We start from the raw sequence: 14522 nt of genomic DNA on the forward strand, positions 1-14522 counted from the left end.
GTTATGCATGTTTTCGACCGGCTACGCACAGGATACCGTTTTTCCGCTTCAGACGTCGCAGGACGGGGGTTATCTTGAAGACAGCAAGGGTCTGCCGTTCCTGATTGTCGGGGACAGTGCTTGGTCGCTTATTGGCGATACCTCTATTCCCGATGCGGAATTTTATCTGGAAACGCGAAAGCGGCAGGGCTTCAACACCGTGCTTGTATCGTTGATCGAGCATCAGTTCTCCCGCAAGGCGCCAGCGAACTTCTACGACGAGAAACCTTTCGCAGGCGATGCCTTCGAGCAACCGAACGAGGCCTATTTCGACAGGGCAGAAGCCGTCATAAAGGCAGCCGCAAGTCGCAACCTGCTGGTGCTTCTCTGTCCGGCCTATAGCGGCGCACGCGGTGGCCCCGAAGGATGGTATCAGGAAATGATCGTGGCCGGGCCGGAAAAGCTGCGGGCTTATGGGCGTTATGTCGGTCAGCGTTTTGCGAAGTACCCCAACATCATCTGGGTGCAGGGCGGGGATTACGACCCGCCTGATCGCAATCTGGTCACGGCTGTTGCAACGGGGATTGCTGAAACCGATCCTTCGGCATTGCAGACCGTGCATGGCAATCCCGATACCGTGACGAGCGATTTTTGGCGGGACGCTTCCTGGCTCGATATCGATTCAATTTATACTTACAGCAATGTCGCGACGGCGGTGCTCAATCGGTATCGCTCTGGACCGAGACGCCCTTTTTTCCTCATTGAAAGCGCCTATGAAGGCGAGAACGATGTGCAGGAGCGTCAGGTTCGTCTTATTGCCTATAGTGCACTGCTTTCAGGAGCGAGCGGCCAGCTCTTCGGCAACAATCCGGTCTGGCATTTTTCCGCCGCCGGGCTTTATGACGCGAAGGACAGCTGGCAAGGTTCGCTGAAAAGCCGTGGTGCTCAAAGCATTACCCATCTGGCCGCGCTTTTCAGAGAACTGACATGGTGGAAGCTGGTGCCCGATCAGGGAAGTCTGCTGAAAAGCGATGCGGGCGCATTTGCGGCGCGCGACAGGGATGGGTCTTTCGCGGTGATCTATCTCGACGCTCCTTCCGTTGCGATCGATCTCGACAGTTTGGCGGCAGGCGAGAAAACCCTTCGCTGGTATGATCCCTCGAATGGAATCTACATCGAACCGAGCGAGCGTCTTGGCCGCAGCGGTCTTCGCAACGTGACGGTGCCGGCATCGGCGAATGCTTTCGGTTCTCAGGACTGGATCGCCGTTCTCTCCGCACAGGAATGATCACTCGCAAGATGCCGCTCGTTGCCGGGTCGTCCATTTGTGGCTGCTTGTCGACAAGGTCTCAAACCTAGAGCGGCTGATTGTTAAATGGAAACGGTTCTGTTGGCTCAAACGGAGTCGGCCGGACGATCAGGCGGCCCGTTTCAGCCAACCCGAAGGGCCGGGCATCTTTCCGCCAGGATCAAAGGCGATCGGCTCGAAAGTCCCTGGGGGTATGCCCTTCGCCAATCGCCTTTGCCCTGACGAAAACCTGCTCCGGCAGAACCGTTTCCATTTAACAATGAACCGCTCTAGCTCTTTCGATGGTCGATCCGGTTTGTGGGTAGGGAGGGTAGACGTTAATTTCGACATCCTCTCCCTTTGGTGGATTTCACACGCCTTTTGCCCGCATACCCCTCAGGGCCGGTGTTTTTTAGGATCGTCAGAAGGCAAATATCGTTGCAAATGCGCCGCCAAGCTTCAGCGTGGGGATCAGACATGTCGGGGATACTCTTCAACACCATCGCTACTTTTATCCTGTGCGTATCCTTTATCGTCGTTCTCAGGCACCTGACCATTGCGTATCAGCTTGTGGATCGCCCCGATTCCATTCGCAAACGCCACACCGGGGCGGTTCCGCTTTGCGGTGGCATTGCAATCTTTACCGCTTTCGCTGTTTCCGCCTTCGTTGGTGGGTGGAGCGAGGCTCTCGGCATGAACTTCTGGCTCGGACTGGCGGTCATCCTGTTGATGGGCGTCGTCGATGATCGCCGGCCGCTGCCCGCAGCAGGACGCCTTGTCATGCAACTGGCAATGGCGATCGCTCTCGTAGGCGGCGCCGATATCGGCTCTCTCTCCATCGGCGTGCTGTTCACGCAGCATTCGGATCTGTTCCTACCGCTGTTTCTCGTCATCGGAGTTCTCTTCGTTACCGGGCTGGTGAATTCGTGGAACATGCTCGATGGTGTCGACGGGCTTGCAGGTGGCACAGCGGGTGTCGCGTTGATCTGGCTAATGATCGTGGCGATCTTCGCAGGTGTCGGCGACATCATCGCGCCGCTTCAGGCACTCTGCGTATGCCTCTGCGCTTTTCTGGTCTTCAACATGCGCGGTCCATGGCGTGCAAGGGCGAGCATATTCCTCGGCGATGCTGGCAGTACCGCACTGGGGGCGACGATTGCCTATGTGATCGTCCTGCTGGCGACTACAAGCGCTGCCGTATCCTTTCCGGCATTGCTCTGGATCGTGATCCTGCCGATCACCGATACGCTTAGCCTGATTGTCCGTCGTATCATGCACGGTCGCAGTCCGATGTCGGCCGATCGCTGGCATTTTCATCATCTGCTGCTGGACTATGGTTTCACGCCGGCGGCTGCAACGAACACGCTGGTCGTGATTTCCTTCATTTGCGGCGGCATCGGTTTTGCAGGGATAAAAGCCGGTATTCCGGCGGAAATAATGGCCGCCGGCCTTCTCGTGCCGATTGCCCTTCACACCGCGTTCGTCCTTACCGCGACGGGCTACCTCTCGAAAACCTTGCTTCACAGGGGTAATTTCGATCTCTACCGCGAGGTGGTGCGTCTACCGGTCGCCGCCAGCGCCACGCCGGAGCCAAGAGCCATTCAATCGGCGAATGAAGAGTAGCCGCATCATGAAAGCGCCGTGGCCCGGACCGCGAATTCCCTCGAGACCGGTTTCGAAAGGACGGCTTTCGCCTTCTCGCATTTCCCAGAACATCAGAAACGCTCCGCCATTGAAACGGAACGCGATTTTACTGGGCTTGATGATGCTGAGTGCAGTCGGGCTCTACGGACTTGCCCTCGTTTCAGCGGGGTCGCTTCTTGTCGTGGAGGACCCGCCTGCGCAAGCCGACGTCATCGTTGTTCTGGGCGGCGACGGTCCTCCTCGAGCTGACCGGGCCGCAAAACTATGGCACGAGGGAAAGGCGCCGCGCGTCCTGGTGACTGGTTATGGGGATTGCGACTTCATCCGTGACACGCTGGTGCGGTTGGGGGTGGATTCCGCAGCCGTCTCAACGGAATGTCTTTCGCTCAGCACCTGGGAAAACGCGACATTCGCACAGCCTATACTGACTGGAATGGGGGCAAAAAGCGCCATTCTGGTCACGAGCTGGTTTCATTCACGGCGCGCAGTAAAACGCTTCCGGTTTGTGATGCCACAAATCCAGTGGATTTCACTTCCTGCGCAACGAACCGTGTCGCTGTGGCGACTTGCCATCAACGGCGACGGGGTGCAGGTGTTCAAGGAATACGCCAAAGCGCTTTTCTACGACCTCAGAAGCAGTTTCGTGCGGGATTTGCCTCCGGTTCAGGCGGGGCTCGCTTCATGAACACGCTTCTGGTTTTTTGCCTCTTCGGTGGTGTTGTCCTGCTCATCTGTTGGGGAATGATGCGTCGGGAGCGAATTTACGAGTTCCCGTTTCTGACGGGCGTCATCACCTTCAGTTTCATCTTGCCGCAGGTTCCCGGACTGGCGTCGGAAAGATTCCTGCCGGAAGGCGCGTTTGCCAGAGCCGCGCTGTTCATGATGCTGTGCCTTTTCATGTGCTGGTGGGGATGGAGCAGAACGGCGAAACCCTTTGCATTCTTCCGTATCGATTTCGATGAAACACGTCTGCTGATCGTCGCAGCCGTTCTCTCGGTCGCCGGTGCCTACTTCTATTTCAAGCTCAGCCGGCTGCCGGGAGAGTTGACCATTGCGGTGCAGATGACCGGAGTTCCGGTCATGTATATCTTCTTTTCGCGGCTTTTGAGCTACGGTCTGGCCATTGCGGTGCTCTGTCTTGCACGGCGGTTTTCCTGGCTGGCGCTCATCGTCCTTGCGTTCGATCTCGTCTTTTATCTGGATCGCATCGTGATAACGGGAAAGCGCGCCGAAGCGGTGGAACTCATCATGATGTTCGCGCTGGCATGGTGGTTTTACAAGGGATGGACGATCCCGCGTATCCTCGTGATCATTGCGCTTTTCCTCGGCACATTGTCGATGAACAGCATGGGTGACTACCGCGCCATCACCAAGGCCAACGACGCGCCGGTCTGGGATGACATCAAGAAGATAGATTTCGTCGGCAATCTTGAGAAAGTGTTCCGGGATGGCGGCGATGAGATGCGCAATGCGATCATGCGGATCGACAACACCGCAAACACCTTGCAATTCGACTACGGCAAGTTCCACTGGAACAGGTTGGTGTTCAACTTCGTGCCCGCGCAACTCGTGGGCGTGGAGGTCAAGCAATCCTTCATGTTGCCGGTGCCGGTTCAATCGCGCGACTACAATCCTGTCCTCGGGACGACGGAGACCGGAATGGCGGATGCGTTCGGATCCTTCTGGTATCTGGGAGCGTTCAAGTTTTTCCTGCTCGCCTATCTGGTGCGCCGGATCTGGGTGACCGCAAACACGGGCGAGTTCGCTGCGCAATTCACCTATCTGTTATCTATCATACCGTCCATGCATGCCATCTCGCATCAGACCGACTGGGTTCTCATGGTCTGGGTGCATATGCTGATGTTTGCAGCACCGGCGCTGGCATTTGCCGTGATACCCGCCCGCGTGCGGCAGCGGCGATACGCGATACCATCCTTGACGTCTCAAGCCGGAGGATAGGCCATGCGCTCACGATACGACGATCCTGCCTTCCAGCATGCAAAGACGCCCCTGCCGCGTTTCGGAGGTCCGACCTTTGCACTGAATTTGCGGTTGAAACGGCTGGCCTGGATGATCGTATGGCGGCTTCTTGCCTCCTGGACGCCCCCGCCGATGCGCCGTTGGCGCAATTTTCTCCTGCGCAGTTTCGGCGCGCGCCTGCACACCACGGCAATGGTGTATTCCAGCGCGATTGTGTGGTGGCCGGGGCACCTCGTCATGGAGCGTCATTCATCTCTCGGGCCTGGGGTGATCTGCTACAACGTCGACATGATCACAATCGGCCAATATGCCTCGGTCTCGCAACGTGCGCATCTGTGCACCGGGTCGCATGACGTTCAGGACAGCGCGTTTCCCCTGGTGACGCGGCCGGTGGTGATCGAGGAGGATGCCTGGGTGGCTGCGGAAGCCTTCGTCGGGCCCGGTGTCGTCGTCGGCAGGGGGGCTGTACTCGGCGCGCGCGCCGTCACCGCGAAGTCACTGGAGCCGTGGACGATTTATGTCGGCAATCCGGCAAGGGCGGTTGGCTCCCGCCGTCAGGAAGCGGCGGCCTCCAACGCGCTCAGCCGATAACCTTCAAGCGTGGCATGGGCAATGGTCGGCCAGGTGAATCTCTCCAGTACAAGCCGGCGGCCATTTTCGCCCATCGTTCTCGCCCTGGCCGGGTTGCCGAGCACGCTTGCCAACGCCTTCGCAACCTCGGCCGCGTCAACCGAGACGATAAGTCCTGCATCGGCAGAACCGACTTCGGGAAAGTGACACTGGTCGGTGATCACCACAGGTGTGCCGCAGGCGAGCGCTTCTGTTATCGCCATGCTGAAACCCTCCTGTCGGCTTGGCAGGCAGAAGCAGTCGGCATCGACCATGGCTTCGAGCTTTGTTTCGCCGTAAATGGCCCCGACCATAAAGACGCGGTGCCGGATGTTCAGTTTTTTGACGAGGTGCATGAAGTGGCCCTCTGCGCCACCGGGGGGACCTGCGACGACGAGATCAACATCGACATAGGTGTCAGAGATAGCCGCAAAGGCCGAGGCAAGAATGTCGATACCCTTTTTGATGTGCAGGCGTGAGAGAAACAGGATGTAACGCCTGCCGTGCGCCAGGGCGATTTTCTGCCTGAAATGTCCCCGAGTGGGCAGGGGATCGAATTCCTCGGCAAAAACACCGTTCGGTATGATGAGATTTCGAGCCTGGAAATTCAGCGGCTCGACAGCCGCCATCTCATCGACGTTGAGCAGATGCAGGAACGCAGCCTCGTTCAGCATCTTGCGATAGCACAGCATCAGGGCGATCTTCTTTTTCCATGATCGCTGGCCGAGACTCCAATGGTCCAGCATGCCTGCCGGGCAGATGCAGTAGGGTACGCCAGCGGCGCGGGCGAGCTTGGAAGCATAGAGCAGAAAAGGCTCCCATACGCCGTGAATATGCATGAAGGAGGCATCTTTCAGCAAGGCTTTCAGCATGCGCCGGCCCCTGAAGCAGAACAGTGTTTCCAGCCTCCCGGCCGGCTCCAGGAGATGCCAATGGATGTTTTCGAAATGCGGAATGCTACGACCGATTTCCTTGACCTGCGCCTCAATCGCGGCGTCGCCGTAGCTGACGATATTCACATCGAGGCCGAGGCCGGCCTGTGCAGCGGCAAGGCGCATGGCAACGGCCTGCAAGCCGCCATGCTTGGGATCAATCGAAGCGATGACGTGGATGATCTTCATATCTCGTTGTTCCCCAGATATCGCGCTTCAACCGTCTGGCAAAGTCCCGCGGACCCCGACAGACGCGGCCCGGACAGCGCGGCAAGAAGCCGCTCGCCATAGGATTCCACGGTATGTTCGGCCGCGCGCAGGAGCGCATTGGCAGACATGGTCCGCCTGAGTTCGGGATTGTCGGCAAGCGCACGCACCGCGGTCGCGATAGCTTCCGGATCGCAGACGGGAACGATGAAACCTTCGATGCCATCGCGAACGACGCTGCCGGTGTTTTCGGTCGTTATAACCGGCAGGCCCGCTGCCAGCGCTTCATAGACGGCGGTTGCGGAGCCTTCGCAGAGCGACGGCAGCAGGAAGACATCCGCCCATCTAAATTCCTCGACGATCTGCGAGCGCGGAACGATGCCTCTCAGCTCGACCCATTGTGAAATCTGCTGCTTGACGTCATCGGGTATGCGAACGCGGCCAGCCATCCGGAAGCGGGCGGCACCTTCCATCAATCGGGCGGCTTCCACAACATAGGGCGAACCCTTGCGCAGCCCGACTTCGCCCACCGTCAGAACCCTGATTGGTCCCGGCATGCGTGCTGGCCGGTCGATGGCAGCCGCGGCATTGACACCGTAGGGTACGACGACACACCGGTCGTCCGGTCCGCCGCATGCAACGACGTGCTTGCGGACAAATTCCGACGGGCAGACGATGACATCCGCCAGACGCCACTCGGCTTTTTCCCGTTCGGCGAAGAGACGCGCATGTGGGTTTTCCTGCACAGGACCGGCCCATGCGGGAAACCGCTTCATTTCCTGATCCAGAAGCGCTTCAACGACATCGCGCGGCGCAATCATCTGCTCGACTGCGGTCCACAGCCCCTGCTGCTTTGCCGCCCGCATCTGTTCGAGTGCGTCGCCGCTGAAGGCATAGAGCCCGGCTGCGCCGTGGAAGCCGCGTCGGGCGACCATTTCGGAAAAAATAGACCCGGCCCAGATCGCGTGAGAGGTTTCCTCGACAACGTCTTTCGTGCGCATGTGGCGCAGCACGGAACGGAGGCCAAAGCTGGAAAACACCGTCGTCAGCGCCGTCGGCACGCCTTTGGGAAGCCGGCCGGCCAGCCGTTTGACAGGTGCGGGATAAAGGGTTGCCGGAAACGAATTGACGATCCGGGGCCAGCCCTTCGTGGCGCAAATGTCGGTATAAAAATGCGCAAGGCGGCCAGCGGATGCGAATATCCTCGGCACCGCGTAATGCATGCGGGCGCCGAGCTGGCTGACGACGACTTTGTCTTTCATGACGAGATACCTTGAGCGATAGGGGGCCTGGAAGGTTCGACAGTTTGCAGCCCGGCGATCAGCACTGCCCAGGCATCTGCCGCCTTTTCTCGGGAATAGTCGGCACAAAGCAGCCGCCGTGCCGCATCCCCCATTGCTGTCGTGGTATCCGGATCGTCGCAGAGCTTTTCGATGATGCCGGAGAGCTTATCGATCTCTCCGATTTCGAGGCTGCTGCCGCATCCCTTGGCTCTGAGAACACGCGGCACCTCTCCATCAGGGTCGCCGACGAAGATCGTCGGCCTCCCGGCCGCCAGGATGCCATAGAATTTGCTTGGAATGATGCAGTGTTCCAGTTCCGGCAGCAGCGAGACCAGATGCACATCCGCAACGCTCAAGCTTTCAGCAAGGTTCTCCACGGGCTGCAGCGGCTTGAAGATGACGTTCTGAAGGCCGAGATCCTGGACTACAGTCTTCACAGCCGCGTGCTGGTGTCCGCCGCCAATGAGAAGGAACCGGATATCCTGCCGGTGTTCGAGACGTTTTGCCGCTGCCAGCATGGTGCCGAACTCATGCGCCCGCCCGAAGTTTCCTGAATAGCCCACGACAAACACATCCTGCAGGCCCCACGCTTTTCGCAGGCTGTTGTCGGTGCGCGCGACAGGATAGATTTCCTCGCCATCCGACCAGTGATGCAGGACGCTGACGCGATCCTTTGCAAGGCCTTGCGTGGTGAGGAATTCCGCCATCTTGTCGGTAGGGCAGACGACCATGCCGGGGGATCGCAGAGACCAGTTGCGCGCCTGCGTCAGCCATGGCGCAAGCCACCGTGCACGTTTCCTGAAAAATCCAAGCTCGATTGCGGTCTCAGGAAAAAGATCCATGATCCAGTTCACCATGAGTGCGCCCTTGAGCCGGATCGGGATGCTGCTCATGACGGAGAGGAGCGGCGGATCGGTGCAGACAACGACCGTGTCCGTCGCCCGAACGTTGCGCAGAAGCCAGGCGAATGCCAGCACCTGAAAAAGAAAATAATCAATGCTCCGGCGCAAGAGGCTGTGCCGGCCGAAGCGACCGCTTGCGAGCCGTCGGATCTGTACACCCCGAACCGTTTCGGCCGCGGGCAAGACGCTGCCGGGATGATTGTGTATTTCGCGACTTGCAACGACAGTCACATTCATTCCGCGCTGCGCCATCGAAACAGCGAGAGACGATATCATTCGGCTTGTTGCCGACTGGTCGGGGAAACCGTATCTGTTCAGGAAGATCATCCTCACGCTTTTTTCTCCCGCCCAATGTCCGGTCTTGATGGAGCATTCTTGGCGACGTGAAGACAAGCGGCAAGCTGGTCGTAAGGACTAGTGGACTCATGATACGGAGTGGCCAGTACTCCGAAGTTAGCGTTGTACTATCCATTTGGTAGCTGAAACCCAGATGACGCCCTTATGGGTTATAAGATCCAGAAAAATACCGCAGCCAGCGAATGGTAGGGCGGTTGGCGTAGGTCGCATGCTGGTCACTATACAACTCAAGGACAAGATCGAGGACGAAGTGCCTTGTGACTAGACGCTGTGGGGCGGCGAAAAACAACTGCTCCCCTTTGCGCTCCTTATGCTGAATGCGCCCGATGCTACCCCTTTCGGTCCGATTACTCCATGAAGCCGTCTCTCTTGGAAATATCTCACACCAGAAGGGCCGGCTCGGAGACGGAAATAGAGAGACAACCGTGGCGCTCATGGACTTATCGCAGGCTACGTGGGCACGAGTTGCTGGAACATTATGATGAATATTGACAATATATGCTACACTTCCCATAGTTGAGGATATGAGAGGAAAAGGCCATGCCGTCAGGTAGCATTCACGTCAAAGTCAGCGGCGCGTTGCAAGACCACATCCAGCAGCAGATTGGTGATGACGGTCTTTATGAGAATGCGAGCGAATATATTCGAGCGCTCATTCGGCGTGACCTGCAAACCCGCGACGAGGCATGGGATGCCTTGCAAAAGGAACTGGCTCCCGCAATGCGTGCGGATGATAGCGAGTTTATAGCCGTCTCTGCTGACGATGTCATCGGCCGAAACAAGCGTCGCTAGTTATGGCAGCTTATCGCTTTTATGCGCCTGCCGATGCCGCACAGGATAAGATCTGGCGCGACACCGTGGATACTTGGGGTGAAGCGCAGGCTGAGACCTATATACGTGGCTTACATGCGCATTTGCAGCGCCTTTGCGACAACCATCTGCTTTGGCGGCGTCTGCCCCAAAGACTTGCTGTCCCCGGTGACCTCAAGAGTGAGGCTTATTTCAGCCGGTATCAGCATCATTACCTGTTTTTCCGAAAGCTTGATAGCGGCGACCTGGGTGTGATGAGTATTCTGCACGAGCGGATGGATATGGCAGTGCGCTTGAGAGAAGATCTCACGGCGCTCGATGCCAGAGGCACTATCCAAACTCGATAAAGCTGGTGGCGTGGCCAAACGGTGTGAGCTGGCGCTTTTCCGCGATCTGGGTTGAGGCTCAATAGCGAACGTCGCGATTTAAAACCGGTGCGACGAGTTCCAGTGTACTATTTTCGCCGTACCCGTCCCAGATAGTCCAGTTTCTTCACACGGCGGGCAGGCAATCCTTGATACTCGTCTATAGAGGAGCGCCCGTGATGATCTTCTGTAGTGACTATGCAAGTCGGCTTAAGGTTTTTTGTCAAAAAGCGGACACTAAGCGTACGAAATTCGGCAACCTCGACCCCATTCCGTTCGCAGAAGCGGGGTAACTCCTCGCTGTAGAGCTTCAGAGCCTTCATGAGCGAAGCTGAGACGCTTCCGCCCAATGTACTACCGGTGAGAAAGTCTACATCGATGTAACCTTCCTCGGTAGAAGCGGCCTCACCGTAGATATCCATCGAGTAGACGCCAACCATTAGTCCTACGCCGGAACCGACCGAGTCGGCTATATTGTGCCCTATTGCTGTTAGAAGTCCAAGTTTCGACACGAGAGTTAACCTTTAGTCGCGCGGCGCGCTTCACCTGCGCCTATACTTTCCACTTATCATCCCATGTGTCGAAAATCATCGGCATCGAAATTGCTTTTTCGCTTCCATTCTTCCTGAGGCTCTCCTCTCGATGAACAGCTAAGCAAAGGTAGATTATCGCGGCGCGTGCGAGTCCCATTAGCCTCAGCGCCTTTGCCTCGAAATCGTGCCTTCCGATGTGAAGTCCGACCTGTTCGGTTTCTGCATCGTCTAAATCAAGAACGGTCGCGCCCCATTGCTCATGAATCTGGCAGTATTTGTGTTCGAGATAATTGCGCAGATGCGCCAGGGCTTCCGCGTCCGGTTCCGTGGCTTCCTGAAACTCACGATCATAAAGGTCTTTGGACAGCCAGAATAAGCCCCGAAGCGGCCAATTCTCCCGATCCAGGAAAAACTGACGGAGCGGTTTTGGATTTCCTTTCTCCTCATACCAGATCGAGCGGAAGAAGACCTTATTCTCGGAAATGCCAAGTTCGAGGTAGTGGTTTAAGAAGAAAGCAATCTTATCGAACAAGGCATACGTCATTCGAAAGGCCTGTCGCGCCTTCTCGACGTTCACCCCATAGCTCGGATAGTCGAGCGTGTTTGCTAGCTTTACGCCCTTGTCGGCGAAGTGCGCTGTGTTGGCTGTCATAGCCTCAAAAAGGAATAACCTTGCCGTAGTGAATTCCTGCTTAAGCTGATTGAAAAGCCCGAAGACAGCGGGTGGCAGCGCTCCCCCCTTGGCGATGGGAAGGCTGATCGATGGTAGAACCAAGCTGTCTGTTGCGGCAATCGAATATGTGCCAAGGTCATTCATGGGATTGAGAAACAGCCGCTTCTCCAAGCACCAACGACGGTAGGCCATCTCTGCCCTTGAGCGGCCTAGACTGTGTTCCTCCGTCAAATTCTCATTGGCGGATGCCACATTAAGCCACTCTAAAATATATTTCGCTCGCTCAGCAAAACGAGGAACAAGCTCCGCGTTCTCCGAACTTTCGTGCACAGCATCAGGAGCTGTTCCTGCCACAAAGTTATCGTGAGCTTGCGCTGCGATGAGTTGGGAGTGTCCCGGATCGCTGACTGAGTCTGCATAGCTCTGGAGTCCCAAACCTTTGTTGAAGAGCGCCATGGAAAAGCGTCGCTCAATCGCGAGCGCTTTGTCCCAATAGTGCAGGGCTTCAACAGGGCGACCGACGGAATTGAGCTTGCTACCGATATTAGTCAAAATTTGGCAGCGCCGGATCTGGCCGAGCTTTTTAAACCCCTTATGCCTAGCAGCCTTGCGCAATTCGAGCAATCCGCTCTGGAGGTGCTCATTTTCCCATTGCCACGAACGCTCCAGTCCGGCTTCGTGCTGCCGATTGTTGAATGCGTTGGCTCGAAAGTAATGCAAGAGGACCGCGTCTTCATCGCGGATAATCTTGCGTGCGGCGAGCTTGTCGAGAGCCGCGAACGCCCGGTCAGTGAGTTGCGGATCGCTCCGGTCAAATCCGTCGTCGATGTACTGACCCGCCTTATCGAGTAATTTCTGGAATGTGGATTTGGCCAATAGGTCTCGCTTTTTGGAGTGAGTTTGCGTTGACCAATTTTAAGGCCAACGCTATGCGAGCTACAATAACTTCACTCCGAATTTCAGCGCGAAGTTGCACAGACGCCATCGAAGCATGCGCTTAGTATCGGCGAGAAAAAGCTAAGTCAGCACTATGTACACTATCGAGTACCAGCGAAAAACTCTCGGACGGCCGAGATGTAGGCGCGAGGGCGACTTGACGCAGTCGCCGGAGCGATGTCTGCTTTCGGAAAATGCGATCGCAGGCTCTGCGGCCAACATGGGACCACGTTTTGCCGCTGCTAGTTTTTCTTATAGATCACGTATGGTCGCGGAAATTCAGTATCGATGCGCGGACGTATTGCGGAATATTTAGGTACGCAGACCAAGCTGATTTTCCCAGATGACCTCGCAGCTTGACTTCACTGCTCAATGGATTTTCGGCGGGGTTGCCGCAATCTGGGACAATGTGGACGGCGTGGATGATTTTGTTGCAGGCTTGCTCGAAGGTAAGCGGCACCGCCCGGTTGCTGCTCAAGATGTCCGGTTGGAGAGACCCACAGCGCAAAGTAATTGGCTGGTGCCTCAGCTCTGCTGGATCAGCGCGTAAATTGCTCATGTGTTCTGCATGAATGCGATTAGCGACCGCGGTGCCAACCAGCAAATGGATAATCTCGTCTGCGAAGTGATCGTTGCGCATCAGCCTAAGAGGATCGTCCGGTGCAGGTGCAAGGTCAAAAAGCTGCCCATCGCCGCTAAATACTAGAAACAAACGATATATGTCACGGATTGCAATCGTAGAATTCAGTTCGAAGTTGTTGCGCCCATAAGCAGCCAAGATTTATTACCTTTACCGTTGCGTAAGCCGCGACTGGCCCACCTGTTTGGTTTCTACGTCCGGTTTTAGCCTCTTCTAGCAGATGGGGGAACGTCTGAGATGAAGGCACAAAACCGCCGTTGGACGAGAGCATCCCTAATGACCGGTTTGGGCCGAAAGGGGACATAGTCATGCTAGCTTGTCGGTGAATCCAAAGTAAAAAAGTTATTTTGACTGGCTGCCGTGGTTGCCGCCTGCATGTTTAGACTTGAAAAGATATATTTGTTCAATGGTTTAACGCTTTTCTCCTTAGCTTCTTTAGCTTTGGGGAAGGATTTTTGCTTCCCCGTTCATCCCCGCCCTGTTTGCCTGATTTATATTGCCCTTGTTCCGCGATGAACCGGGAAACGTTCCGGTTTTGAAGCTGAACCGGTTCCGGCTGTGAGAGAAAGACGTCACTCTCATATTTCGGGGCCTGACAGGTGAGGTCCTCTGGCCGTGACCGGAGGAGAGATGGGAATCTGGTTTGTGGTGGGCCTTTCTATTTCTCCGAAACGCATTTGCTGAAGGACAGGCTCTGACAGGCATAAACCGCTGATGCGGGGCACTGATAAGTGTCTTTATTTTCTACAGGCGGCAATTTTCAGTGCCCCGTTGCAATGCCCATCGAGCTGAAAGGCTGATGGAAAAAGAGATGAAGTTCACAACACGGTCGCAGCTGCGTCGCGTGATAGGAAAGGTGTGTTCAGATGGGTCTCTATGAAATGTACGTCCTTGCTACTCGTGCAGATACCGCCCTGATGAGGAGAAGGCTTGCACGATCTATTTATGCCAGGGCAAAGCTTCGAAATCGGAAGCTCAAGAAGCAGTATTTACGCAACCAGAAGGAGAATTTTGAATTGATGGTCGATAGGAAGAGGGCAGGCCAGTTGCGATCTGGGCGGTTCCCATAAACATATATTTATACAATAATAAACGCAAAACATATAAAATATATGCGTTGGTGGATTGTATACTTTTGACTGAAGGCGGATGAGAATCTGCGGGCGAAACTGATTTCACTGACCTGCAATTTGCGGATTGCGGGCTAACTACGCATAAATATATGATTTTTATGTTGAATTTGCTGATCTGAATGGAAAATTGTTATGCGCAGAAACTATATGAGCGGGATGAATTTGATTGGATTGGAGTTCAGATTTGAGCGGCGATCGATCATAATAACAATATCATGATATTGTTATTATGATCGATCGCCGCTCAAATC

Annotated in this window: 12 protein-coding genes; 7 read left to right on the top strand and 5 right to left on the bottom strand. The window is 55.9% G+C overall.

Annotated features, from left to right (window positions below; all coding sequences use genetic code 11):
• The first annotated feature begins 7 nt into the window (after window positions 1-7).
• From PL597_RS23695 to PL597_RS23715, 5 genes are all read left to right on the top strand, one after another.
• Entirely contained in the window at window positions 8-1267 is a 1260-nt protein-coding gene (locus PL597_RS23695) for an apiosidase-like domain-containing protein (protein WP_271366366.1), read from the top strand.
• Window positions 1268-1744: 477 nt separating this feature from the next.
• On the top strand, window positions 1745-2890 hold the full coding sequence (locus PL597_RS23700; protein ID WP_271366367.1) for an MraY family glycosyltransferase: 1146 nt from the start codon (window positions 1745-1747) through the stop codon (window positions 2888-2890).
• Window positions 2891-2999: 109 nt separating this feature from the next.
• Window positions 3000-3596: a YdcF family protein gene (locus PL597_RS23705; RefSeq protein WP_271366368.1), complete on the top strand. Its 597-nt coding sequence runs from the start codon at window positions 3000-3002 to the stop codon at window positions 3594-3596.
• Window positions 3593-4870: a hypothetical protein gene (locus PL597_RS23710; protein ID WP_271366369.1), complete on the top strand. Its 1278-nt coding sequence runs from the start codon at window positions 3593-3595 to the stop codon at window positions 4868-4870. Before PL597_RS23705 ends, PL597_RS23710 begins: the two co-directional genes overlap by 4 nt.
• Before the next feature lie 3 nt (window positions 4871-4873).
• Window positions 4874-5482: a putative colanic acid biosynthesis acetyltransferase gene (locus PL597_RS23715; RefSeq protein WP_271366370.1), complete on the top strand. Its 609-nt coding sequence runs from the start codon at window positions 4874-4876 to the stop codon at window positions 5480-5482.
• Here PL597_RS23715 and PL597_RS23720 read toward each other — a convergent pair.
• From PL597_RS23720 to PL597_RS23730, 3 genes are read right to left on the bottom strand one after another with little or no spacing between them, the layout of a single operon-like run.
• Complete coding sequence (locus tag PL597_RS23720; RefSeq protein WP_269825031.1) at window positions 5446-6621, bottom strand: glycosyltransferase; 1176 nt, start codon at window positions 6619-6621, stop codon at window positions 5446-5448. The genes PL597_RS23715 and PL597_RS23720 overlap by 37 nt on opposite strands.
• Window positions 6618-7901: a glycosyltransferase family 4 protein gene (locus PL597_RS23725; protein WP_271366371.1), complete on the bottom strand. Its 1284-nt coding sequence runs from the start codon at window positions 7899-7901 to the stop codon at window positions 6618-6620. Before PL597_RS23725 ends, PL597_RS23720 begins: the two co-directional genes overlap by 4 nt.
• Window positions 7898-9151 carry a glycosyltransferase family 4 protein gene (locus tag PL597_RS23730; RefSeq protein WP_271366372.1) on the bottom strand — a complete coding sequence of 418 codons (1254 nt, stop codon included), beginning with the start codon at window positions 9149-9151 and terminating at the stop codon, window positions 7898-7900. The genes PL597_RS23725 and PL597_RS23730 overlap by 4 nt, the downstream gene beginning before the upstream one ends.
• A 570-nt stretch (window positions 9152-9721) precedes the next feature.
• Between PL597_RS23730 and PL597_RS23735 the strand changes: the two genes are divergently transcribed.
• A complete protein-coding gene (locus tag PL597_RS23735) occupies window positions 9722-9973 on the top strand; it encodes a ribbon-helix-helix domain-containing protein (protein ID WP_006312048.1) in 252 nt (83 codons plus the stop codon).
• 2 nt (window positions 9974-9975) lie between these two features.
• Window positions 9976-10338, top strand: a complete 363-nt coding sequence (locus tag PL597_RS23740; protein ID WP_269825033.1) for a type II toxin-antitoxin system RelE/ParE family toxin — start codon at window positions 9976-9978, stop codon at window positions 10336-10338.
• A 570-nt stretch (window positions 10339-10908) separates the two neighbouring features.
• Here the strand turns inward: PL597_RS23740 and PL597_RS23745 are convergent.
• Window positions 10909-12438: an LA2681 family HEPN domain-containing protein gene (locus PL597_RS23745; RefSeq protein WP_269825034.1), complete on the bottom strand. Its 1530-nt coding sequence runs from the start codon at window positions 12436-12438 to the stop codon at window positions 10909-10911.
• 319 nt (window positions 12439-12757) lie between these two features.
• Window positions 12758-13276 (bottom strand): hypothetical protein, encoded by a 519-nt coding sequence (locus PL597_RS23750; protein WP_269825035.1) that lies wholly within the window; start codon window positions 13274-13276, stop codon window positions 12758-12760.
• Window positions 13277-14522: the final 1246 nt, after the last annotated feature.

This window comes from Agrobacterium sp. ST15.13.013 (assembly GCF_027956525.1).
Lineage (GTDB): Bacteria > Pseudomonadota > Alphaproteobacteria > Rhizobiales > Rhizobiaceae > Agrobacterium > Agrobacterium salinitolerans.

Coding starts and splice junctions, on each gene's coding strand:
- PL597_RS23740 (WP_269825033.1), top strand. CDS start 9,976: ATGGCAGCTTATCGCTTTTATGCGCCTGCCGATGCCGCACAGGATAAG.
- PL597_RS23700 (WP_271366367.1), top strand. CDS start 1,745: ATGTCGGGGATACTCTTCAACACCATCGCTACTTTTATCCTGTGCGTA.
- PL597_RS23720 (WP_269825031.1), bottom strand. CDS start 6,621: ATGAAGATCATCCACGTCATCGCTTCGATTGATCCCAAGCATGGCGGC.
- PL597_RS23725 (WP_271366371.1), bottom strand. CDS start 7,901: ATGAAAGACAAAGTCGTCGTCAGCCAGCTCGGCGCCCGCATGCATTAC.
- PL597_RS23695 (WP_271366366.1), top strand. CDS start 8: ATGTTTTCGACCGGCTACGCACAGGATACCGTTTTTCCGCTTCAGACG.
- PL597_RS23710 (WP_271366369.1), top strand. CDS start 3,593: ATGAACACGCTTCTGGTTTTTTGCCTCTTCGGTGGTGTTGTCCTGCTC.
- PL597_RS23735 (WP_006312048.1), top strand. CDS start 9,722: ATGCCGTCAGGTAGCATTCACGTCAAAGTCAGCGGCGCGTTGCAAGAC.
- PL597_RS23715 (WP_271366370.1), top strand. CDS start 4,874: ATGCGCTCACGATACGACGATCCTGCCTTCCAGCATGCAAAGACGCCC.
- PL597_RS23730 (WP_271366372.1), bottom strand. CDS start 9,151: ATGATCTTCCTGAACAGATACGGTTTCCCCGACCAGTCGGCAACAAGC.